The sequence below is a fragment of the Streptosporangium heterodermiicola genome (genome assembly GCF_051390675.1).
GTDB lineage: Bacteria > Actinomycetota > Actinomycetes > Streptosporangiales > Streptosporangiaceae > Streptosporangium.
In genome coordinates this window covers 610,428-633,348 of sequence record NZ_JBPJSR010000001.1, presented here as the reverse complement: position 1 = coordinate 633,348, position 22,921 = coordinate 610,428, and the positions used below count along the sequence as shown (strand labels likewise).

Annotated in this window: 19 protein-coding genes; 18 read left to right on the top strand and 1 reads right to left on the bottom strand. The window is 72.0% G+C overall.

The window, feature by feature from the left end; all coding sequences use genetic code 11:
• Window positions 1-127 precede the first annotated feature (127 nt).
• Window positions 128-1,372: an arginine deiminase gene (locus tag ACSC1Q_RS02520; protein ID WP_436756979.1), complete on the bottom strand. Its 1,245-nt coding sequence runs from the start codon at window positions 1,370-1,372 to the stop codon at window positions 128-130.
• Between the two features lie 349 nt (window positions 1,373-1,721).
• On the opposite strand from ACSC1Q_RS02520, the gene pyrR reads away from it, so the two are divergent.
• The 18 genes from pyrR (at window position 1,722) to ACSC1Q_RS02430 (ending at window position 22,864) form a co-directional block, all read left to right on the top strand.
• The gene (gene pyrR, locus ACSC1Q_RS02515) at window positions 1,722-2,297 is read left to right on the top strand and encodes a bifunctional pyr operon transcriptional regulator/uracil phosphoribosyltransferase PyrR (protein ID WP_436756978.1); all 576 of its coding nucleotides are present in this window, start codon (window positions 1,722-1,724) and stop codon (window positions 2,295-2,297) included.
• A complete protein-coding gene (locus tag ACSC1Q_RS02510) occupies window positions 2,294-3,223 on the top strand; it encodes an aspartate carbamoyltransferase catalytic subunit (RefSeq protein ID WP_436756977.1) in 930 nt (309 codons plus the stop codon). Before pyrR ends, ACSC1Q_RS02510 begins: the two co-directional genes overlap by 4 nt.
• Window positions 3,223-4,563, top strand: a complete 1,341-nt coding sequence (locus tag ACSC1Q_RS02505; protein WP_436756976.1) for a dihydroorotase — start codon at window positions 3,223-3,225, stop codon at window positions 4,561-4,563. The genes ACSC1Q_RS02510 and ACSC1Q_RS02505 overlap by 1 nt, the downstream gene beginning before the upstream one ends.
• Before the next feature lie 169 nt (window positions 4,564-4,732).
• A complete protein-coding gene (carA, locus tag ACSC1Q_RS02500; protein WP_436756975.1) occupies window positions 4,733-5,902 on the top strand; it encodes a glutamine-hydrolyzing carbamoyl-phosphate synthase small subunit in 1,170 nt (389 codons plus the stop codon).
• Window positions 5,895-9,191: a carbamoyl-phosphate synthase large subunit gene (gene carB / locus ACSC1Q_RS02495; protein WP_436756974.1), complete on the top strand. Its 3,297-nt coding sequence runs from the start codon at window positions 5,895-5,897 to the stop codon at window positions 9,189-9,191. The genes carA and carB overlap by 8 nt, the downstream gene beginning before the upstream one ends.
• A 26-nt stretch (window positions 9,192-9,217) precedes the next feature.
• Window positions 9,218-10,093 carry a dihydroorotate dehydrogenase electron transfer subunit gene (locus ACSC1Q_RS02490; protein ID WP_436756973.1) on the top strand — a complete coding sequence of 292 codons (876 nt, stop codon included), beginning with the start codon at window positions 9,218-9,220 and terminating at the stop codon, window positions 10,091-10,093.
• Window positions 10,083-11,057 (top strand): dihydroorotate dehydrogenase, encoded by a 975-nt coding sequence (locus ACSC1Q_RS02485; protein ID WP_344749601.1) that lies wholly within the window; start codon window positions 10,083-10,085, stop codon window positions 11,055-11,057. The genes ACSC1Q_RS02490 and ACSC1Q_RS02485 overlap by 11 nt, the downstream gene beginning before the upstream one ends.
• Entirely contained in the window at window positions 11,054-11,767 is a 714-nt protein-coding gene (gene pyrF / locus ACSC1Q_RS02480; protein ID WP_436756972.1) for an orotidine-5'-phosphate decarboxylase, read from the top strand. The genes ACSC1Q_RS02485 and pyrF overlap by 4 nt, the downstream gene beginning before the upstream one ends.
• A 633-nt stretch (window positions 11,768-12,400) precedes the next feature.
• A complete protein-coding gene (gene mihF, locus ACSC1Q_RS02475; protein WP_030909986.1) occupies window positions 12,401-12,724 on the top strand; it encodes an integration host factor, actinobacterial type in 324 nt (107 codons plus the stop codon).
• Window positions 12,725-12,918: 194 nt separating this feature from the next.
• Window positions 12,919-13,491, top strand: coding sequence for a guanylate kinase (gene gmk / locus ACSC1Q_RS02470; protein ID WP_436757238.1), 573 nt, complete (start codon window positions 12,919-12,921; stop codon window positions 13,489-13,491).
• Window positions 13,492-13,503: 12 nt separating this feature from the next.
• Window positions 13,504-13,767: a DNA-directed RNA polymerase subunit omega gene (rpoZ, locus tag ACSC1Q_RS02465; RefSeq protein WP_030909981.1), complete on the top strand. Its 264-nt coding sequence runs from the start codon at window positions 13,504-13,506 to the stop codon at window positions 13,765-13,767.
• Window positions 13,768-13,775: 8 nt separating this feature from the next.
• The gene (coaBC, locus tag ACSC1Q_RS02460) at window positions 13,776-15,008 is read left to right on the top strand and encodes a bifunctional phosphopantothenoylcysteine decarboxylase/phosphopantothenate--cysteine ligase CoaBC (protein ID WP_436756971.1); all 1,233 of its coding nucleotides are present in this window, start codon (window positions 13,776-13,778) and stop codon (window positions 15,006-15,008) included.
• Between the two features lie 236 nt (window positions 15,009-15,244).
• Window positions 15,245-15,613: a hypothetical protein gene (locus ACSC1Q_RS02455; protein ID WP_350974026.1), complete on the top strand. Its 369-nt coding sequence runs from the start codon at window positions 15,245-15,247 to the stop codon at window positions 15,611-15,613.
• A gap of 259 nt (window positions 15,614-15,872) precedes the next feature.
• Window positions 15,873-17,060, top strand: a complete 1,188-nt coding sequence (gene metK / locus ACSC1Q_RS02450; protein ID WP_436756970.1) for a methionine adenosyltransferase — start codon at window positions 15,873-15,875, stop codon at window positions 17,058-17,060.
• A 196-nt stretch (window positions 17,061-17,256) separates the two neighbouring features.
• Window positions 17,257-17,556: a FitA-like ribbon-helix-helix domain-containing protein gene (locus tag ACSC1Q_RS02445; protein ID WP_436756969.1), complete on the top strand. Its 300-nt coding sequence runs from the start codon at window positions 17,257-17,259 to the stop codon at window positions 17,554-17,556.
• Between the two features lie 5 nt (window positions 17,557-17,561).
• Window positions 17,562-18,008, top strand: a complete 447-nt coding sequence (locus ACSC1Q_RS02440; protein WP_436756968.1) for a type II toxin-antitoxin system VapC family toxin — start codon at window positions 17,562-17,564, stop codon at window positions 18,006-18,008.
• 831 nt (window positions 18,009-18,839) lie between these two features.
• Window positions 18,840-20,450, top strand: coding sequence for an amidohydrolase (locus ACSC1Q_RS02435; protein ID WP_436756967.1), 1,611 nt, complete (start codon window positions 18,840-18,842; stop codon window positions 20,448-20,450).
• Between the two features lie 230 nt (window positions 20,451-20,680).
• Window positions 20,681-22,864 (top strand): primosomal protein N', encoded by a 2,184-nt coding sequence (locus ACSC1Q_RS02430; RefSeq protein WP_436756966.1) that lies wholly within the window; start codon window positions 20,681-20,683, stop codon window positions 22,862-22,864.
• The last annotated feature ends 57 nt before the right edge of the window (window positions 22,865-22,921 follow it).

Genomic DNA, 22,921 nt, shown 5'->3' with positions numbered 1-22,921 from the left:
GGTGATGGTCCGCCCTGCCGGGAGGACGGACCAGACCTGTTTTCGGGGAGATCTCCGGGGATCTTCCGGGAGGCGCGGGGGCCGGGCTCTTCGGACGGCGGACGGAAGGGGAGGGGAGGGGACAGGGTCAGATGCCGTCGCGTTCGAGCGGGCAGCTCATGCAGCGCGGGCCGCCCCGGCCCCGGCCGAGCTCGCTGCCCCGGATCGTGATGACCTCGATCCCGTTCTCGCGCAGGTGGTTGTTGGTGGTGGTGTTGCGCTCGTAGGCCACCACCACGCCGGGACGCAGGGCCAGCACGTTGCAGCCGTCGTCCCACTGCTCCCGCTCGGAGGCGTACACGTCCTGCGTCGCGCTGAGGACCTTGATGTCGTCCAGCCCGATCGCCCGCGCGATGGCCCGGTGCATGTCCTCGGGGGGATGGTCGGTGATCTTGAGTTCCTTCTCGTTGTCGCCGGGCTCGACCGTGTAGGAGGGCAGCATGCCCAGCCCGGCGAACTTGGTGAAGACGCCGACGTCCACGTTGGTCATGACCGTGTCCAGGTGCATGAAGGCCCGCGCCTTCGGCATGTCCAGCGCGACGATCCTCGTCGCCGCCCCCCGCTTGAACAGGCTGCGCGCGAGCATCTCGACGGCCTGGGGCTGCGTGCGCTCGCTGATCCCCACCAGCACCGCGCCCCGGCCGATGACGAGCACGTCGCCGCCCTCGATGGTGGCGGGCGCCGCGGGGATGCCGGGCATCCAGACGTTGTAGCCGCCCTCGTCCGGCCGGTCGTAGCCGGACGCGAAGGCCGGGTGGTAGCGGTAGATCGCCTCCATGTTGACGGTCTCGCGGCGGCGGGCCTTCTTCCTCATCGCGTTGATCGAGACGCCGTCGTAGATCCAGCAGGAGGTGTCGCGGGTGAACAGGTGGTTGGGCAGCGGGGGCAGGACGAAGTCGTCCGGCTTGAGCGTGTGGAAGGCGAGGCTCTTGGGGTCGGTTCCCATCTCCACCATCTCGCGCTTGGTGATGCCGCCGGTGAGATAGCGCTGGAGCACGACGGAGTCCATCGAGTCCAGCGCGTTGCGGATCGCGTCGACGGCCATCGGGCCGAAGTAGCGCTCGTCGGCGACGCCGTCCAGGATGTGCTTGCGCGCCTCGGGGATCTCGACCGTCTCGCGGAGCAGGTCGGAGAGCATGTAGACGGTGACGCCCTGGTCGACCAGGAGCTTCTGCCACTCCTCGTGCTCCTCCACGGCGCGCTGCACCCACAGCACGTCGTCGAAGAGGAAGTCGTCCTTGTTCGACGGCGTGAGCCGTTTCAGGGCGAGTTCCGGCCTGTGCAGCAGGACCTGGTGGAGCCGGCCGACCTCGGAGTCGACGTGAAAGGCCATTTCTCTTCCTTCGCGGCTGGTACGGCTGGTGCCTCTGGTGCCTCCGGTGACGGGCGCGGCCCCGGTGACGAGGCCGTCGGGGCGCCCGCGTCCGGGGCGTGATCGTCGTGCTTCGGTCGGTACGGACGTGCTTCGGTCGGTACGGATGTAAAGCGCATACCCGGAAGAACCAAGGGGAAGTCAGTGAAGATCATGATATTTATTCACTTTTGAGAAGATTGCTGGGCAGGATCTTCGGCGTCCGGAGAGCGGACCCCTGCTTCGGGCGAGCCTTCGCCCGGCTGGTACCGTGAAGGCGTTGACTTCCTTTAAGACCCGTCCCGTGAGGCGGGAAAGGTGGTGTTTCTCCTTGGCCGAGGCCATTTCGCGTTCGCTCCCGCATGCGCCGGGCAACGCCGTTCTGGAGGGGCCCGACATCAACCGGGCCCTCATCCGCATCTCCCACGAGATCCTTGAGCGCACCAAGGGCGGCGAGAACGTCCTTCTCCTGGGCATCCCCACCCGCGGCGTCCACCTGGCCCGCCGCCTGGCCGCCCACATCAAGCAGTTCGAGGGCCGCACGGTGCCCGTCGGCTCCCTCGACGTCACCATGTACCGCGACGACCTCCGGCTGCGCCCCGCCCGCGCGCTGGGCCGCACCGAGCTGCCCGCCGACGGCATCGACGGCAGGGTGGTCGTCCTCGTCGACGACGTCCTCTACTCGGGCCGCACCGTCCGCGCCGCCCTCGACGCCCTCAACGACCTGGGCCGCCCGCAGGCCGTGCAGCTCGCCACCCTGGTCGACCGGGGGCACCGCGAGCTGCCCATCCGCCCCGACTACGTGGGCAAGAACCTGCCGACCTCCAAGTCGGAGAGCGTCAAGGTCTACCTGGAGGAGAACGACGGCCGCGACGCGGTCCTGCTGCTGAAGGAGGAGGACCGGTGAAGCGGCATCTCATCTCCGCGGCCGACCTGACCCGCGACGACGCCCTGCTCATCCTGGACACCGCCGACGAGCTGGCGAAGATCTCGGAACGTTCCATCAAGAAGCTCCCCACCCTGCGGGGCCGCACGGTGGTGAACCTCTTCTTCGAGGACTCCACCCGGACCAGGATCTCCTTCGAGGCCGCCGCCAAGCGCCTGTCGGCCGACGTCATCAACTTCTCCGCCAAGGGCTCCAGCGTCTCCAAGGGCGAGTCGCTCAAGGACACCGCGCTCACCCTGGAGGCGATGGGCGCCGACGCCGTCGTGATCCGCCACGGCGCCTCGGGCGCCCCGTACCGGCTGGCCGGCTGGGTGCGCGGCAGCGTCGTCAACGCCGGCGACGGCACCCACGAGCACCCCACCCAGGCCCTGCTCGACGCCTTCACCATGCGCCGCCGCCTCGGCTCGCTGGACGGCAGGAAGATCACCATCGTCGGCGACGTGCTGCACAGCCGGGTGGCCCGCTCCAACGTGCTGCTGCTGGCCACGCTCGGCGCCGAGGTGACCCTGGTCGCCCCGCCGACCCTGTTCCCGGTCCAGGTCGACTCCTGGCCGTGCGAGGTCTCGTACGACCTCGACGCGGTGTTGCCCAAGTCCGACGTGGTGATGATGCTGCGCGTGCAGCGCGAGCGGATGAACGCGGCGTTCTTCCCCACCGAGCGGGAGTACAGCCGCCGCTACGGGCTCGACCGCGACCGAGTCGCCAAGATGCCCGACCACGCCATCGTGATGCACCCCGGCCCGATGAACCGGGGCATGGAGATCGCGGCCGAGGTGGCCGACTCGCCGCGCTCGACGATCGTCGAACAGGTCGCCAACGGTGTGACCGCACGCATGGCCGTCCTTTATCTGCTGCTCGGCGGCGCCGACCTCGGGGGAGAGATCTGATGAACGACCGCATCGGGACCACGCGTGACGGCAGCGTCGACAGGGTCAGCAGCTTCGTCATCAGGGGCGCCAGGATCCTCGGCGGCGAGCCGGCCGACATCCTGATCCGCGACGGCCTCCTGGTGGAGATCGGCCAGGGGCTGACCGGCGGCGAGACCGTCGAGGCCGAGGGGCTGATCGCCCTGCCCGGCCTGGTCGACCTGCACACCCACCTGCGCGAGCCCGGCCGCGAGGACGCCGAGACCGTCGGCACCGGCACCCGCGCCGCCGCCCTCGGCGGCTACACCGCCGTGCACGCCATGGCCAACACCGAGCCGGTCGCCGACACCGCGGGCGTCGTCGAGCAGGTCTGGCGCCTGGGCCAGGAGGCGGGCCACTGCGACGTGCGGCCCGTCGGCGCCGTCACCGTCGGCCTGGGCGGCGAGCGCCTCGCCGAGCTCGGCGCGATGGCCGACTCCGCCGCGCGGGTCCGGGTCTTCTCCGACGACGGCAAATGCGTCTCCGACGCGGTGCTCATGCGCCGCGCCCTGGAGTACGTCAAGGCGTTCGACGGCGTCGTCGCCCAGCACGCCCAGGAGCCGCGCCTCACCGCGGGCGCGCAGATGAACGAGGGCGCGGTCTCCGGCAGGCTGGGCCTGACCGGGTGGCCCGCGGTCGCCGAGGAGGCGATCATCGCCCGCGACTGCCTGCTCGCCGCCCACGTCGGCTCGCGCCTGCACATCTGCCACGTCTCCACGGCCGGTTCCGTGGAGATCATCCGCTGGGCCAAGTCCAAGGGCTGGGACGTCACCGCCGAGGTGACCCCGCACCACCTGCTCCTCACCGACGACCTGGTCGAGGACTCCCCGGTCGGCTCCTACAACCCGATCTACAAGGTGAACCCGCCGCTGCGCACCCGCGCGGACGTCGAGGCGCTGCGCGAGGCCCTGGCCGACGGCACGATCGACTGCGTGGCCACCGACCACGCCCCGCACCCGGTCGAGGACAAGGAGACCGAGTGGGCCGCCGCGGCGATGGGCATGATCGGCCTGGAGACGGCGCTGGCCGTGGTCCAGGAGGCGATGGTCGACACGGGGCTGCTCGACTGGGCCGGTGTCGCCGAGCGCATGTCCCTCGCCCCGGCCAGGATCGGCAGGCTCCAGGGGCACGGGCGGCCGATCGAGGCCGGGGCCCCGGCCAACATCACCCTCTACGACCCGTCGGTGCGTGCCGCCGTCGACCCGGCGGGCTACGCTTCCAAGAGCCGCAACACGCCCTACGAGGGCCTGACGCTGCCCGGCCGCGTCGTGGCGACCTTCCTGCGCGGCAGGCCGACCGTCCTGGACGGAAAGCTCACGTGAGGGCCCCCGACCGCCGCCCCCGGGCGGCCGCTGCCACCCTCGCGGCCTCCGGGACCTCCGGGATCTCCGCGGGACGCGGGAGTGTCCCGCCCGGCGGGGGTACGGCGACCCAACATGCCGGATATTTCATACTTTGCGGAGCTGTAACCGAGATGATCGGGGTGTGTGAGTGACCGCAGTGCTAGTGCTGGAAGACGGCCGCGTCTTCCGCGGGACCCCCTACGGCGCCGAGGGCGAGACCTTCGGCGAGATGGTCTTCAACACCGGGATGACCGGCTACCAGGAGACGCTGACCGACCCGTCGTACCATCGCCAGATCGTCGCGATGACCGCGCCCCACATCGGGAACACCGGGGTCAACGACGAGGATCCGGAGTCGTCACGGGTGTGGGTCGCCGGATACGTGGTCCGCGAGCCCGCCAGGACGGCCTCGAACTGGCGCTCCAACCGTTCCCTGGACGACTACCTCAAGGAGCAGGGCGTCGTCGGCATCGCCATCACCGGCACCCGCGCCCTCACCCGCCACCTGCGCGAGCGGGGGGCGATGCGGGCCGGGGTCTTCTCCGGAAAGGCCCTGGCGCCGGTCGAGGAGCTGCTGGAGCGGGTGCTGGGCAGCCCCGCGATGGAGGGCGCCGACCTGGCGGGGGAGGTCTCCACCCCCAAGCCGTACGTCGTGCCCGCGATCGGTCCCAGGCGGTTCACCGTGGCCGCCGTCGACCTCGGCATCAAGGCGATGACGCCGCACCGGATGGCCGAGCGCGGCTGCGAGGTGCACGTGCTGCCCGCCTCCGTCACCGCCGGGGAGATCCTCGCGCTCGGCCCCGACGGGGTGTTCTTCTCCAACGGCCCCGGCGACCCCGCCACCGCCGACGGCCCGGTCGAGGCGCTTCGCGGCGTCCTCGACGCGGGCGTCCCGTTCTTCGGCATCTGCTTCGGCAACCAGCTCTTCGGGCGGGCGCTGGGGCTGGGCACCTACAAGCTGCGCTACGGCCACCGGGGCGTGAACCAGCCGGTGCAGCACCGGGGCACCGGCAAGGTGGAGATCTCCGCGCACAACCACGGCTTCGCCGTACGGGCGCCGCTGGAGGGCGTGTTCGACACGCCGTACGGACCGGCGGAGGTCAGCCACGTCAACCTCAACGACGACTGCGTCGAGGGGCTGCGGCTGCTGGACCGCCCGGCGTTCAGCGTCCAGTACCACCCCGAGGCCGCGGCGGGCCCGCACGACTCGGCCGGCCTGTTCGACGACTTCTGCGCGTTGATGGAACGCGGGCGGGGAACGGTCGGTGGGGTCAGCACGACCACGACCACGAGCACGGAGGGAAGCAAGGGTGCCTAAGCGCACGGACATCCAGTCGATCATGGTGATCGGCTCAGGGCCGATCGTGATCGGCCAGGCCTGCGAGTTCGACTACTCGGGCACCCAGGCCTGCCGCGTGCTGCGCGCCGAGGGCTTCCGCGTGATCCTCGTCAACAGCAACCCGGCGACGATCATGACCGACCCCGAGTTCGCCGACGCCACCTACGTCGAGCCCATCACCCCCGACATCGTCGAGAAGATCATCGCCAAGGAGCGGCCCGACGCGCTGCTGCCCACCCTGGGCGGGCAGACCGCGCTCAACACTGCGATCTCCCTGTACGAGGCCGGGGTCCTGGAGCGCTACGACGTCGAGCTGATCGGCGCCGACGTCGACGCCATCCAGGCGGGCGAGAACCGCGAGCTGTTCAAGGGCATCGTGGCCAAGGTCGCCGCCGAGCGCGGCCTCAACGCCGAGTCGGCGCGCTCGTTCGTCTGCCACACCATGGACGAGTGCGTGGCCGCCGCGGGCGAGCTGGGCTACCCGCTGGTGGTGCGGCCCTCCTTCACCATGGGCGGGGTCGGCTCCGGCTTCGCGCACGACGAGGAGGGGCTGCGCCGCATCGCCGGGGCGGGCCTCGACGCCTCTCCGACCACCGAGGTGCTCCTGGAGGAGTCCATCCTCGGCTGGAAGGAGTACGAGCTGGAGGTCATGCGCGACCGGGCCGACAACGTGGTGATCGTCTGCTCGATCGAGAACATCGACCCGATGGGCGTGCACACCGGCGACAGCGTCACCGTGGCCCCCGCGCTGACGCTGACCGACCGCGAGTACCAGAACATGCGCGACGTGGCCATCGCGGTCATCCGCGAGGTCGGCGTCGACACCGGCGGCTGCAACATCCAGTTCGCCGTCGACCCGCGCACCGGCCGCATGGTCGTCATCGAGATGAACCCCCGCGTCTCGCGCTCCTCGGCGCTCGCGTCCAAGGCCACCGGCTTCCCGATCGCGAAGATCGCCGCCAAGCTGGCCATCGGCTACACCCTGGACGAGATCCCCAACGACATCACGAAGGAGACCCCGGCGTCGTTCGAGCCCTCGCTCGACTACATCGTGGTCAAGGTGCCGAGGTTCGCGTTCGAGAAGTTCGCCGGGGCCGACCAGACCCTCACCACCCACATGAAGTCGGTCGGCGAGGCGATGGCGATCGGCAGGTCCTTCCCCGAGGCCCTGCAGAAGGCGCTGCGCTCGCTGGAGAAGAAGGGCGCCTCCTTCACCTGGGCCGGGGAGCCGGGCGCCAAGGACGAGCTCCTGGACGCCTGCCGGGTCCCGCACGACGGGCGCCTGTTCACCATGCAGCAGGCCATCCGCGCCGGGGCCACGATCGGGGAGCTGTCGGAGGCCACCTCCGTCGACCCCTGGTTCCTCGACCAGCTCGTCGAGATCGACGAGGTGGCCGCGGAGCTGCGCGACGCGCCGCAGCTCACCGCCGAGGTGCTGACCCGGGTCAAGCGGTACGGCTTCAGCGACGCGCAGATCGCCGAGCTGCGCGGCGTGACCGAGCCGAGGGTGCGCGACCTGCGCCACGCGCTCGGCGTCCGCCCGGTCTACAACACCGTCGACACCTGCGCCGCCGAGTTCGCCGCCCGGACCCCCTACCTGTACTCCACCTACGACGAGGAGACCGAGGTCCCCTACGGGGAGCGTCCCAAGGTCCTCATCCTCGGCTCCGGGCCCAACAGGATCGGCCAGGGCATCGAGTTCGACTACGCGTGCGTGCACGCCTCCTTCGAGCTGTCGGCCGCCGGGTACGAGACCGTCATGGTCAACTGCAACCCCGAGACGGTCTCCACCGACTACGACACCTCCGACCGCCTCTACTTCGAGCCGCTCACCCTGGAGGACGTGCTGGAGGTCGTCCACGCCGAGCAGCAGACCGGTCCCGTGGTGGGCGTCATCGTCCAGCTCGGCGGCCAGACCCCGCTCGGCCTGGCCCAGTCGCTCAAGGACGCGGGCGTCCCGATCGTCGGCACCTCGCCCGAGTCGATCCACCTCGCCGAGGAGCGCGGCGCGTTCGGCGGGGTCCTCGCCGAGGCGGGCCTGCCCGCGCCCAAGCACGGCGTCGCGGTGACCGAGGACGAGGCGCTCGCCATCGCCGCGGAGATCGGCTACCCGGTGCTGGTGCGCCCCTCCTACGTGCTGGGCGGCGCCGGGATGGCCATCGTCTACGACGACGACACCCTGATTTCCTACATGGCCAAGGCGGGCGCGGCCAGCGACCACCCGGTGCTGGTGGACAAGTTCCTCGACGAGGCCGTGGAGATCGACGTCGACGCCCTGTTCGACGGCGAGGAACTCTACCTCGGCGGCGTGATGGAGCACATCGAGGAGGCCGGGATCCACTCCGGCGACTCGGCGTGCTCGCTGCCCCCGATGACGCTGGGCGGCCACGACATCAAGCGCATCCGCGCCGCCACCGAGGCCATCGCCAGGGGAGTGGGCGTGCGCGGCCTGCTCAACGTGCAGTACGCCCTGTCCGCCAACATCCTGTACGTGCTGGAGGCCAACCCCCGCGCCAGCCGTACGGTCCCGTTCGTCTCCAAGGCCACGGCGGTGCCGCTGGCCAAGGCGGCGGCCAGGGTGATGATGGGCGCCACGGTGGCGGACCTGCGCGCCGAGGGCCTGCTGCCCGCGACCGGCGACGGCGGCACCATGCCGCTGGACGCGCCCATCGCGGTCAAGGAGGCCGTGCTGCCGTTCAACCGCTTCCGCGGCGTGGACATCGTGCTCAGCCCCGAGATGCGCTCCACCGGCGAGGTGATGGGCATCGACGAGTTCTTCGGCACCGCCTACGCCAAGTCGCAGGCCGCCGCGTACGGCTCGCTGCCCGTCAAGGGGCGGGCGTTCGTCTCGGTGGCCAACCGCGACAAACGCGCGATGATCTTCCCGGTGAAGGCGCTCGCCGACCTCGGGTTCGAGATCCTCGCCACCGAGGGCACCGCCGAAGTACTGCGCCGCAACGGCGTCCGTGCCAAGATCGTGCGCAAGCACAGCGAGGGGACCGGCCCCGAGGGCGAGCAGACCATCGTCCGGCGCATCCTGGACGGGGAGGTGGACCTCATCGTCAACACCCCGTTCGGCAGCCCCGGCCAGGCGGGGCCGCGCCTGGACGGCTACGAGATCCGCACCGCCGCCGTGCTGCGCGCCATCCCCTGCATCACCACCGTCCAGGGACTCGCCGCGGCCGTACAGGGCATCCAGGCGATCGTCCGCGGCGACATCGGCGTACGGTCCCTCCAGGAGCACGCGAAGCGTTTGCGGAGCGGCTGAGGAGCGGGGCCGGTGCCTTAGCGGAGGTGAGGGAGACGCCTGTTACTCCGGTGCAGGTGACGGGCACGGTGCTGACGACGCGCCGCGTCGACGCCTACCATGCGCTGACCGTGGTGGCGCCCGGCATCGCCGAGCGCTTCCGGCCCGGCCACTTCGTCGGGGTGGCCGTCGGCGGGGCGCGGACGTCGATGCTGACGCGCCGCGCCTTCTTCGTCCACGACGTCAAGCCCGACTACGGCGGCACGGTCGAGTTCGTCTTCTCCGTACGGGGTCCGGGCACGGCCTGGCTGGCCGAGCGCCGCGCCCGCGACACCCTCGACCTGGTGGGCCCGCTCGGCCGCCCGTTCCCGCTGCCCAGGGACCCGGTGACCTGCGTCCTGGTCGGCGCCGAGCACGGCTCGGCGACGCTGTTCACCGTGGCCGACGCCCTCCAGGGGCGCGGCTGCCGCGTCGACTTCGTCCTCGGCGGGGTCTCCGCCGACCGGGTGTTCGGCGCCCTGCGCGCCAGGAGGATGGGGGAGACCACCACGCTGACCACCGAGGACGGCTCCCTGGGCATGCGCGGCCGGGTGACCGACGTGCTGCCCGGGGTGATCGCCGACGTGCGGGCCGACGCCGTCTACGCCTGCGGCCCGATGCCGGTGCTGCGCGGCGTCACCGCGGTGGCGGTCGAGTTCGACATCCCCGTCCAGGTGGCCGTCGAGGAGGGCATGGCGTGCGGGATCGGCGTGTGCATGACGTGCGTGCTCCCGGTCATCGGCGACGACGGTGTAACCCGGATGGTGCGCTCGTGCGTCGAAGGACCGGTCTTCAGGGGCGAGCGCGTCCGCTTCGACGACGTCGGGACGATCCCGTTCGACGCGCTGGGAGCGCCCGGTGGGGGAACGCGGAATGCCGGTTGACATGCGGACGTACCTGGGGCACGTGGAGCTGGTCAACCCCGTCACCACGGCCGCCGGGTGCGCGGCGTCGGGCTCGGAGCTGGCCCAGTTCTTCGACCTCGCCAGGATCGGCGCGCTGACCACCCGGTCGATCACGATGGCCCCCAGGGCGGGCCGCCCGACCCCCAGGATGGCCGAGACGCCCTCGGGGATGCTCAACGCCGTCGGGCTCCAGGGGCCGGGCGTGGACGCCTTCCTGGAGCGCGAGCTGCCCTGGCTGGCCCAGCGGGGCGTACGGACCGTGGTGTCCATCGGCGGCGGCACCGTGGCCGAGTACACCGCGCTGGCCCGCAGGCTCACCGACGCGCCCGGGGTGACCGCCGTCGAGGTCAACCTGTCCTGCCCCAACATCGAGGACCGGGGCCGGGTCTTCGCCCGCGACGGCGCGGCCTCCGCCGAGGTGATCGCCTCGGTGCGCTCGGTCATGCGCTACGACGTGCCCGTGGTGGCCAAGCTCTCCCCGGACGTCGTGGACATCGTGAGCGTCGCCCGCGCGTGCGTGGACGGCGGCGCCGACGCGCTCTCGATGATCAACAACCCGCTCGGCATGAGCATCGACACCGAGGCCATGCGCCCCGCCCTCGCGGCCGTCACCGGCGGCCTGTCGGGACCGGCCATCCGGCCGCTGGCCGTACGCTGCGTGTGGCAGGTCCACGCGGCCCTGCCCAGCGTGCCCATCATCGGCATGGGCGGCGTGCTGACCGGCAGGGACGCCTTCGAGCTCATCCTGGCCGGCGCCTGCGTCGTCGCCGTGGGGACGGCGCTGTTCCACGACCCCTACGCCTGCCTGCGCATCCTCCGCGAGCTGGAGGAGCTCCTGGCGGCCCGGGGGTTCCACCGGCTGGCCGACGCGGTCGGACTGGCCCACCGCCCGCCGGGGGCGTCCTCCCGGCACCGGATAGATCTTGAGGAGAGTTCCCTGTGACGCCCGCACCCATCGCCGTCGCCCTGGACGCGCCAGACCTTGAGACCGCGGCCCGCTGGGCGAGCCTGGTGACCCCGCACGTCACCACCGTCAAGGTCGGGCTGGAACTCTATCTCCGCTACGGCCCCGACGTGATCGCCTCCGTCCGGGGCGCGAGCGGGGTGCGGATCTTCCTTGACCTGAAGCTCCACGACATCCCCAACACCGTCGCGGGCGCCGCCAGGGCCGTGGCCCGCCTCAAGCCCGCGATCCTGACCGTGCACGCCACCGGCGGCCCCGCGATGATCCGGGCGGCCGTGGACGCCATGCCCAACACCCAGATCGCGGCGGTGACGTTGCTCACCTCGCTCTCGGAGGCCGACCTGGAGCAGATGGGCGTCGGCGGGCCCTCGGAGGACGCCGTGCGCCGCCTGTCGGCCCTCGCCGTCGCCGCGGGCGCCCAGGCCCTCGTCTGCTCGCCGCGCGAGGTCGCCGCGGTGCGCGCCGAGGTCGGACCCGGCATCACCCTCATCACCCCCGGCGTCCGCCCGGCCGGCGCCGCGAGCCAGGACCAGGCAAGAGTAGCGACTCCCGAGCAGGCGCTGGCCGACGGGGCCGACCTTCTCGTGATCGGCCGCCCGATCACCGGCTCCGCCGACCCGGGCGCGACGGCCGCGGGCATCGCGGCCGCCCTCAGGCGCGTCTCCGCCTCCACGGGACGAGGCGTGTGACGCGATCCGGGAAACCGCCGTCGAACGTCGCGCCTGGCACGGTCCGGAGGGCCGCCGGGCATCGGGGGTGACGCGGCCCGGAGAGCCGTTGGGCGTCGCGGGTGACGCGGTCCGGAAACTCGTTGAGCGTCGTGCGTGACGCGCTCCGGAGGCCGTCGTACGCCGCGGGTGTCGCGGGTGTCGCGGCCCGGGGGGCCGCCGGGGCGCCGTGGGTGACGCGCCGAAAAACGGTCGGGCGCCGCTGACGGCACGGTCCGGAAAGCGGCCGGAGTCGTGGGGGGCGCGGTCCGGAAACCTGTCGGGTGTCACGCTCGGGGCGGTCCGGGAACCGGCCGGGGGCGTGGGCGAGGCGCCGGGAAGCCGCTGGGCGTCGCGGGTGGGGTAACGCCGGGAAGCACCCGGTTTCGCGTGTGGGGGGACCTCGGAGACCGCCGGGCGTCGCGGGTGGGGCAACCCCTGAAAACTCGGCGTTGAGGGCAGTTTCGTCGACACAGGGCGACGTGGCGATCACGGAAAGTCACGAAGTAGATTTTCTAGGGGGATAAAGTGGCCTTGACGTTGCTTGAAGCGCCATGACCAGCTAGTTTCCCTTCCCGTCCGAGTACATCGACAGGAAATTCGAGGTGACCCGGCGTGGCTCTTCCTCCCCTTACCCCTGAGCAGCGCGCCGCAGCCCTAGAGAAGGCTGCCAAGGCCCGCCGAGAGCGTGCCGAGGTGAAGAACCGCCTGAAGCACGGTGCGGTCTCTCTGGCTGAGGTGCTCAAAGACGGGCAGGCCGACGACGTCATCGGCAAGATGAAGGTTTCGGCCCTTCTCGAGTCGCTTCCCGGCGTGGGCAAGGTCCGCGCCAAGCAGCTCATGGAGCGGCTTGGAATCGCAGAGTCCCGCCGCGTGCGGGGCCTGGGTACGAACCAGCGAGCTTCGCTCGAGCGTGAGTTCGGCGGGGCCGAGAGCTAGTCTCGGTTCATACGACCACGCTCGCCCCGCACGGGGGACGGCATCACGGGGGGTTTGGAGTGACCGGAACGTCGTGGTCCGACGAAAGTCGGACCCCGGAGGCAACCGCCGAGGGCGGGGCCGGTCGCTTCACATCCCCAGCCGGAGGTCCGGAGGGGGCGCGAGCCTTCCCCGGCCTCTCGGCCGGTAAGCGCCTGACGGTCCTGTCCGGGCCGTCGGGCGTCGGCAAGTCCACGGTCGTCGCCGAGCTTCGGCGGGCACACCCCGAGGTGTGGCTGTCGGTCTCGGTGACCACCAGGAAACCCCGCCCGGGGGAGACCCACGGGATCGAATACTTCTTCGCCGACGACGAGGAGTTCGACCGCCTCGCCGCGTCAGGTGAGCTGCTGGAATGGGCCGAGTTCGCCGGCAACCGGTACGGAACCCCGCGCGGCCCCGTGCTGGAGAAGCTCGACGCCGGGGTGCCCACGCTGCTGGAGATCGACCTCCAGGGCGCCAGGCAGGTCCGCGCGACCATGCCCGAGGCGCTGCTGGTCTTCCTGGCCCCCCCGACCTGGGGAGAGCTGGAGAAGCGGCTGCGCGGCCGGGGCACCGAGCCCGAGGACGTCATCGCCCGCCGCCTCGCGGCCGGCCGGATCGAGATGGCGGCCGAGCAGGAATTCGACCTGACACTCGTCAACACGTCCGTCCAGGGCGTATGCCATCGGCTGATAGCCTTATTGGCTGATGCTCCCGAGGATTCGCGCCTCGGACGTTCACCTAGCTAGGGGAAATCACACGTGGCAACCAGCGCCGCCTACTCCGAAGGCATCACCAACCCGTCGATCGACGCCCTGCTCGACATCGTCGACAGCAAGTACAGTCTCGTGATCTTCGGCTCCAAGCGGGCGCGTCAGATCAACGCCTACTACTCCCAGCTCGGCGAGGGCCTGCTTGAGTACGTCGGCCCGCTCGTCGAGACCCACGCGCAGGAGAAGCCGCTGTCCATCGCGCTGCGCGAGGTCAGCGAGGGCCTGCTCACCTCCGAGCCGATCGAGGGCTGAACCACCCCGTGCGGGTCCCAGAAGAAGCCGGGTCCCCCGGCAGGCCCAGGGTCGTCCTCGGTGTGAGCGCGGGCATCGCCGCCTACAAGGCGTGCGAGCTGCTGCGCCTGTTCACCGAGTCGGGCCACGACGTGCGCGTGGTCCCGACCAGGGAGGCGCTCCGCTTCGTCGGCGAGCCGACCTGGGCCGCGCTGTCCGGCAACCCGGTCACGACCGACGTCTGGGAGTCCGTGCACGAGGTGCCGCACGTCCGCATCGGGCAGGGCGCCGACCTGGTGGTCGTCGCGCCGGCCACCGCCGACGTGCTCGCCAAGGCCGCCCACGGGCTGGCGGGCGACCTGCTGACCAACACCCTGCTCACCGCGCGCTGCCCGGTGGTTTTCGCCCCGGCGATGCACACCGAGATGTGGGAGCACCCCGCGACCCGCGCCAACGTGGCCACGCTCCGCGAGCGCGGCTCGATCGTCGTCGACCCCGCCGTGGGCCGCCTGACCGGCGCCGACACCGGCCCCGGCCGGCTGCCGGACCCGAAGGAGATCTTCGAGGTCTGCCGCCGGGTCGTCGCCGGACGCTCCGCCGACCTGGCGGGGCGCCGCCTGGTGATCTCCGCCGGGGGCACCCGCGAGGCCATCGACCCGGTCCGCTTCATCGGCAACCGCTCCTCTGGCCTGCAGGGCTACGCGCTGGCCCGTACGGCCGTCGCCCGCGGTGCCGAGGTCACCCTGGTGGCCGCCAACGTCGCCCTGCCCGACCCGGCGGGGGCGAGGGTCGTCCGGGTCGAGTCTGCCCTGGAGCTGCGCGCCGCCGTGCTCGACGCGGTGGAGGGCGCCGACGCCGTGGTCATGGCCGCCGCCGTCGCCGACTTCCGGCCCTCGGCGCGGAGCGGATCGAAGATCAAGAAGACCACCGACGAGCCTGACGCCATCCATCTCGTGAAAAATCCTGACATCTTGGCTGAGCTGGGTGAGCGGCGCCGCGAGGGTCTCAAGCCGTACCCGCGGGTGATCGCGGGATTCGCGGCCGAGACCGACGACGTGCTCGCCAACGGGCGGGCCAAGCTCGCCCGCAAGGGCTGCGACCTGCTCGTCGTCAACCAGGTCGGCGACGGCCTCGCCTTCGGCACGCCCGACAACGCGGCCGTGGTCCTGGTCGCGGGCGGGGAGCAGGTCGAGATCCCCCGCGGCCCCAAGGAGGCCCTCGCCGACACGGTCTGGGACCTCGTCGCCGCGCGCCTGGCCTGACCACTCACCGTAGGCCCGCTCCCGGCGGATCCCTCGCCCTCGGCCATATCCCGGCGGATCCCTCGCCCTCGGCCATATCCCGGTGGATCCTGACCACTCGCCGTAGGCCGGCTCCCGGCGGGCCCCTCGCCCTCGGCCGGATCCCGGTGGATCCCGGCCCCTTGCCGTCGGCCACCTCCCGGCGGATACTGCGTCCGAGATGACCTGCGTTGTCGCGGCTGGGAGGGGTTTCGATCATGCCGGTCGCCGCCGCCGTCAGGGCTCGATGCCGGGCGCTGCTTCCTCCGGGTGAGGAGATCCACTACGTCCTGCCCGCGCTGTCGGTGGGCACCCCGGTCATGGCGACCTTCCTCATCGTGGTCACCGACCGCACCATCTGCGTGATGTCCACCAAGTTCTTCGACCGCGACGCGCCGACCTCGGTGTACGCGACCCACTCCCGGCGTACCCGGCTCGGCCCGCTGGAGTTCTCCGCGGGCGCGGCCATCGAGCTCGGCGGCATGGTGTTCGAGATCGACGAGGAGTACGCCGCGGTGGTCGCCGCCGCCGACGCCGAGGTCTTCGCCCCGGAGACGCTTCCCCCCGACCCGCTGCCCGATCTGTGAGCCGGACACCGCCCCGGCGGGTCTTCGCTCGTGCCGTGATCGAGCCCCGCTCACGTCGCGGTCGCGCGCCGTTCCCGGTCCGGATCGAGGTGGGCCGGGGGCGCTTTCCCGTACACGATCTGAGACTTTAAGGTGGCATGATCTGAGACGATTTCACGGCTCCACATCAGGTGGGGCTAGAATTCGCCGGAGCGCTACTGGTGTCCGCCGACGCCAGAGCCCCCAGACGCCAGCAGCCGCTGCATGAGGAGCCACTGACTTGTCCCGTCGCCTTTTCACCTCCGAGTCGGTCACAGAGGGCCACCCGGACAAGATCGCCGACCAGATCAGTGACGCGATTCTCGACGCCATGCTCAAGGGTGACCCCAAGAGCCGTGTCGCGGTCGAGACGCTGATCACCACCGGTCAGGTCCACGTCGCCGGAGAGGTGACGACGGAGACCTACGTCGACATCCCCGGTCTCATCCGGGAGAAGATCCTCGAGATCGGTTACGACGCCTCGCACAAGGGCTTCGACGGCGCCTCCTGTGGCGTGTCGGTGTCCATCGGGGCGCAGTCGCCCGACATCGCCCAGGGTGTCGACGACGCCTACGAGAACCGCGAGGGCGAGGCCGGAGACGACCTCGACCGCCAGGGCGCCGGTGACCAGGGCCTGATGTTCGGCTACGCCTGCCGCGAGACCCCCGAGCTGATGCCGCTGCCGATCCAGCTGGCGCACCGCCTCGCCGAGCGCCTGTCGCAGGTCCGCAAGGACGGCACGGTTCCCTACCTGCGTCCCGACGGCAAGACCCAGGTCACCGTCGAGTACGACGGCGACACGCCCGTCCGGCTCGACACCGTGGTGGTCTCCACCCAGCACGCGGCCGAGATCGACCTCAAGGAGATGCTCGCTCCCGACATCAAGGAGCACGTGGTCGACCCGGTCCTGGCGGGCCTGGAGATCGCCACCGAGGGCTACCGCCTCCTGGTCAACCCGACCGGCCGCTTCGAGATCGGCGGCCCCATGGGCGACGCCGGCCTGACCGGTCGCAAGATCATCGTCGACACCTACGGCGGCATGTCCCGCCACGGTGGCGGCGCCTTCTCCGGCAAGGACCCGTCCAAGGTCGACCGCTCGGCCGCCTACGCCATGCGCTGGGTCGCCAAGAACATCGTGGCCGCCGGTCTGGCCGACCGCGCCGAGGTCCAGGTCGCCTACGCCATCGGCAAGGCCCACCCGGTCGGCGTGTTCGTCGAGACCTTCGGCACCGAGAAGACCGACGTCGAGAAGATCCAGCAGGCCGTGCTGGAGGTCTTCGACCTGCGCCCGGCCGCGATCATCCGCGACCTCGACCTGCTCCGCCCGATCTACTCGGGCACCTCCGCGTACGGTCACTTCGGCCGTGAGGGCTTCTCCTGGGAGTCCACCGACCGCTCCGGCGCCCTGCGCAGCGCCGCCGGTCTCTGACCCGCACCTGACCCGCACCGATTTTCCCGTACGGCCCCCGTGATCTCTTTTCACGGGGGCCGTACGCGTTCCCGGCCTGTCCCGCCCGGCTTTCCGGTCCTGTCCCGCCGGGCGGGATGCCGGATCACAGCCGCGGAGGCGTGTCGCCATCGGAAAGTGATATCACTTTCCTTTCCTTAATTGATATCGTTGCCGCATGAAGCAGCTCCTTCTCCGAATCGACGACGATCTTCATCAGCGCATAACGCGAAGGGCCCGCCGTACCGGCCGATCCATCAACGCGACCGCCGGGGAGATCCTCGCTCACGGCGTCTCCGACGAGGCGCTGGACGCCCGGGCGGAGCTTCGCGCGCGAGCGCGGAGGCTCGGGGTGCTCGCCGAACGGCCCCTCTCCCCTCCCGCTCCTCTCGTGACCGAAGCCGACCGGGAGCGTGCGCTCACGGCGACCGAGGGTGCCGGCCCGGTTCTCGACGACCTCTGGGCGGAGGACCGCTGACCCCGATGCTCACCTACGTCGACTCCTCGGTCCTGGCCTGCGCCTATCTCCGCGACGAACCCGGTCACGAGCGGGCCGGGGAACTCCTCGAGGATCCCGAGCACCTCCTGGTCACGAGCACCTTGACCGTCGTGGAGGTGACCGGCGTGCTGGTCCGCGCCTCCCGTGCCAGGAGGCTGCCGGAACTGGACACCAGGATCGCCGTACTGGCGGCAGATCTTGGGGAGAACGGCCCGGTCACGTTGCTGAGCGCTCCCCGCGACGCCGTGGAACGCCGGGCCGTGGAGATCGTTTACGCCCATGCCCTCCGCGCGCTCGACGCCATGCATCTCGCCACGGCCGAACTGGCGGCCGTACCGCTCTTGGAGGGCCCGGGAGACAAACTCGGCTTCGCCAGTCGCGACACCGCCCAGAGCGAGGCCGCCGCGGCACTTGGTTTCACTCCCGTTTGAAGGAGGGTTCCTCACCGGCGAATCGGGTTCACGGTGTGGCACAGTGCTCGGAGATTTCCGTGTGCCTGTCCGTGTCATCTCGCCGGTGGGGGCGCATCGCGGTTCCATCGGCCTTCGGCGCTTTTCCGGTGCAATCCATAACGCGTTTCACGCCGCACCGTTTCATGTCTGACCGGCCACGGACAGCCGGCCGCCGTCCCGAGATGCCGGTCTGCCGGGCTGTTCCGTGAAAACCCAGGTGACGGCGAGGGTCAGAGCCTGCCGGCCGCCGGGAACGGTCCGCGTGAAAAGGATCGGCATGACGTGCGGGGGCAAGAATCCCCCATTGAGGGAGGCCGGGCGAACGCTTCGAACATCGAGCAGCCGGCCGACGTATTCGGTGTGTCGACCGGCGGTTCGGGGCAACGAGGCCAATGGTCGTCTTCGTCGGCCGGAGAACGTCCGCCAACGGATCGGCGAAAGAGTGGTCTCGCGCCAGAACCGTCACCGAATCGATGTGGGACGACGGCTTCGGATTCCTGGAAGGACGTGATTCCCGCGTGGTGGCACAGGGGTCACATTTCAAAGGGATTCGTTCGCGTGCCGGCTTCGGGCTCCGCTGAGAGAACAGGTGGCCGCTTATTCGTCCTGTCGTGCGAGCCGTTGTGGATCGCCTTGAGGGCGAGGGGTGCCCTGGATCGTTCCGCTGGAGGTGGACCCGGAGCGGTACGCGCCTTGGGGGTGAGCCCGGGGTGCCGGGCTTTTGATCTTTTCGCTGTTCAGGGCTGCGCTCTCGACCTGACAACGTATTCAGGTTGGGCGCCCTAAGCGCTGCCTGAGCTCGGCACCGGCGTGGTCGTCTGGTCCGTCGCCAACGCCGAGGCCGACCGGGCCAAGCTCCACGCCGGCCTCGGGGCGGTCGCGGCGGCCCACGATCTCGCCGGGCGCGGAGCGGCGCCCTCCGGTCCCTCGCGCGAGGCCGCCGGCCCGCCTAGGGTCTGCCTCATGTCCTCACCGTCACCTCGCCTGCTGCTGCGCGACGCGCGGCTGGGTCCCGGCGGCCCGCTCCGCCACGTCCTGATCGTCGGCGGCCGGGTCGCGGAGGTGGCCGCGGAGCCGCCTCCCTGCGACGAGTCGGTCGACGTCGGCGGCGGCACCCTCCTGCCGGGCCTGTGGGACGCGCACGTGCACTCCGCGCAGTGGGCGCAGGCCCGGCGCAGGATCGACCTGACCCCGGCGCGGTCGGCGCGGGAGGCGGCCGACCTCGTCGCCCCGCGGGCGAGCGTGTCCGGGTTCACGGTCGGATACGGCTTCCGCGACGGCCTGTGGCCGGACACGCCGCACAAGTCGACGCTCCAGGCGGTGGCGCCCGGCCGCCCGATCGTCCTGGTCAGCAATGATCTGCACACCGCCTGGTTCAGCCCGGCCGCGCTGGCGGCGGTCGGCAGGGGCGAGCACCCGACGGGGGTGCTGCGCGAGCGCGACTGCTACGACGCGATGGCCGAGATGCCCCCGCCGCCCCTGGACGAGCTGGACCGCTGGGTGGCCGAGGCCACCACCGCCGCCGCGGCCAGGGGCGTCGTCGGCGTGCTGGACTTCGAGTTCGCCGACAACGTCACCGACTGGACCAGGCGGGTCCGGTCGGAGCGGATCGACGTCCGGGTCGGCTGCTCGATCCCGGTGAACCGGCTGGAGGAGGCGATCGGCCGCGGGCTGCGCACCGGCGAGCCCGTCGCCGGTACGGGGGGCCTGCTGGAGGTCGGGCCGGTCAAGACGTTCGTGGACGGGTCGCTGAACACCAGGACCGCCTACTGCGAGGACCCGTACCCCGGCGGCGACACGCGCGGGCTGCTGGAGACGGCGCCCGAGGAGCTGTACGGCGTGATGACCCTGGCCGCCGCGCACGGGATCGACCCGGCGGTGCACGCGATCGGCGACCTGGCGGTGGACATCGCGCTGGACGCGTTCGAGCGGACCGGCTGCCCGGGGAGGATCGAGCACGCGCAGCTGGTCCGCCCGGAGGACTTCGGGAGGTTCGCCAGGCCCGGCCTGGTCGCGGGCGTGCAGCCCGCCCACGCGCCCGACGACCGAGACGTGGCCGACCTGCACTGGTCCGGGCGGACCGGCAGGGCCTTCGCGTACGCCGACCTGCTGGCGGCCGGGGCCGTCATCGAGCTGGGCTCCGACGCCCCGGTCGCGCCGCTCGACCCGTGGGACGGGATCGCCTCGGCGGTGGCCAGGACCGACGACGAGCGGCCGCCGTGGCACCCGGAGCAGGCGATCCCGCTGCCGGCCGCGCTCGCGGCGGCGGCCAGGGGACGCGCCGGCGTGCGGCCCGGCGACCCCGCCGACCTGGTGATCACCGAGTACGACCCGGCCGGGCTGGACGGGGACGGCCTGCGCCGCATGCCGATCCTCGGCACCCTGCTCGGCGGCCGCTGGACCCACCGCCGCTCCATCTGATCCGGTGATCCCGTTGCCCGGGCTCATCGCCGTTCCCTTCGGCCCGCCCCACCGGCTCCCGGCAGCGATCTCGGCGTCGCCGCGAACGCGGCCCCGAAACTCTGCCTGATCCATCCGGCCGGTCCCCGGCGACGATCCCGCCGGGCCCGGCTCCCGTCCTTCCGGCCCGGGAGCGGCTCACCTTCCCCGCCGTCGTCTGGGCGGGTGCCCGGGTCTGGTAGGACAGGTGGGTGACCCACGCCAGCCCCTCGCCGGACGACGACGCCCTGCTGCCGCTCGACGCCGTCCGCGAGCGGCCCGCGCCCGGTGGTCCGGCGAGGGCGCGGGGCGCCGCCAGGACCGCGAGGGGCGCCGGGACCGGCAGGGTCGTCAGGGCGGCGGGGACCGCCAGGGCGGCCGGGGTGGCCGAGCCGGTCAAGGGGGTGCCGGAGCCGGCTGCCGAGCTGCCGGTCGCCCGGGTCGTCGTCGACACGCCGCTGCCGCACCTCGACCGGTTGTTCGACTATCTCGTCCCCGCGCCCCTGGACGCCACCGCCGTGCCCGGGACCCGGGTCCGCGTCAGGTTCGCGGGCAAGCTCGTCGACGGCTTCCTGCTCGAACGGGCCGAGGACACCGAGCACGAGGGCAAGCTGACCCGCCTGGAGCGGGTCGTCTCCGCCGAGCCCGTGCTCACCCCGGAGATCGTCGCGCTGGCCCGAGCCGTGGCCGACCACTACGCCGGGACCCTGGCCGACGTCCTGCGCCTGGCCGTCCCGCCCCGCCACGCCAGGGTCGAGGCCGAGACCCCCGCCACCGTCCCCCCCGGCCCGGCACAAACGGTGGGAACGGTGGGAACGGTGGGAACGGGGCCGGGGCCGTGGGCCGACTACCCGGAGGGGGAGGCGTTCCTGGCCGCCCTGGCGAAGGGGGGCTCCCCTCGCGCGGTGTGGACCGCCCTGCCGGGGACCGGGGAGAGCGGGCCGGGGTGGCCGGAGGCGGTCGCGGTTGCCGTACGGGAGACCCTGCGCGGTGGCAGGGGCGCCCTCGTGGTGCTTCCCGACGGGAAGGACGTGGCCCTGCTCGACGCGGCCCTGAGCGCCGTCCTGGAGCCCGGCGCGCACGTGGCGCTCACGGCCGACCTCGGGCCCGCCGAGCGCTACCGGCGGTGGCTGCGGGTGGCCAGGGGGCGGGCGCGGGTCGCGGCCGGGACCAGGGGCGCGGCGTTCGCCCCGGTCAGGGACCTCGGGCTCGCGGTCATCTGGGACGACGGCGACGACCTGCACTCCGAGCGGCTCGCCCCCTACCCGCACGCCAGGGAGGTCCTCGCCCTGCGCGCCCACCAGGCGCGGGCGGGCCTGCTCATCGGGGGGTACGCCCGCACGGCGGAGGCCACCCAGCTCATCGCGGCGGGCTGGGCCGGGCCCATCGCCGCGGCCCGTGCGACGGTCAGGACCAGGGCGCCGAGGGTCCGCCCGGCGGGGGAGGACTCGGAGCTGGCCAGGGACGAGGCCGCGAGGGCCGCCCGGCTGCCCAGCCTCGCCTGGCGGACCCTGCGCGCCGGGCTGGAGAGCGGCCCCGTGCTGGTGCAGGTCCCCCGGCGGGGCTACCTGCCCGCGCTGGCCTGCCAGAGCTGCCGGGCACCGGCCCGCTGCGGGCACTGCGGCGGCCCGTTCGCGCTGCGCGCCGGCCACGTGGCCCCGTACTGCCGCTGGTGCGGCCGGATCGCGGGCGAGTGGCGCTGCCCGTCCTGCGGCGGCGCCCGGGTGCGGGCCCTGGTGATCGGCGCCCGGCGCACCGCCGAGGAGCTGGGGCGGGCCTTCCCCTCGGTGCCGGTCAGGACGTCGGGCAGGGACGGGGTGCTCGCCACGGTCGGCGCGGGCCGTGCCCTGGTGGTGGCCACCCCGGGGGCCGAGCCGGTGCCCGAGGGGGGGTACGCCGCGGCGGTGCTGCTGGACGGCTGGGCGCTGCTCGGCCGGCCCGACCTGCGCGCCGCCGAGGAGACGCTGCGCCGGTGGATGAACGCGGCGGCCCTGCTGCGGCCCTCGGCGGAGCTGGTCGTGCTGGCCGACTCCTCGCTGGCCGCCGTACAGGCTCTGCTGCGCTGGGATCCGGTCACCCATGCCGAGAGGGAACTAGCTGACAGGACAGAACTCGGTTTCCCCCCGGCGGTGAAAATGGCGACGCTCACCGGATCCCCGGCCGCGGTGCGGGAAATGCTCGGCGAGATGATCCTTCCCCCGGAGGCACAGGTGCTCGGTCCCGTCCCCGTGGCCGCTCCCAAGGGGGATCAAGTGCGGGAACGCGCCATGGTGCGGATCGCGCGGGGCTCCGGATCGGCGCTGGCCGCGGTGCTGAAGGGGGCCGCCGGAGTACGCTCCGCGCGCAAGGCTCCGGAGGTGGTCAAGGTATGCATTGACCCTCTAGACGTGATTTGAGTTGTTTCCCCGATTCGCGGTGCTGGCAGTAAGCCGTTAATTTTCCCCTGTGTCGAT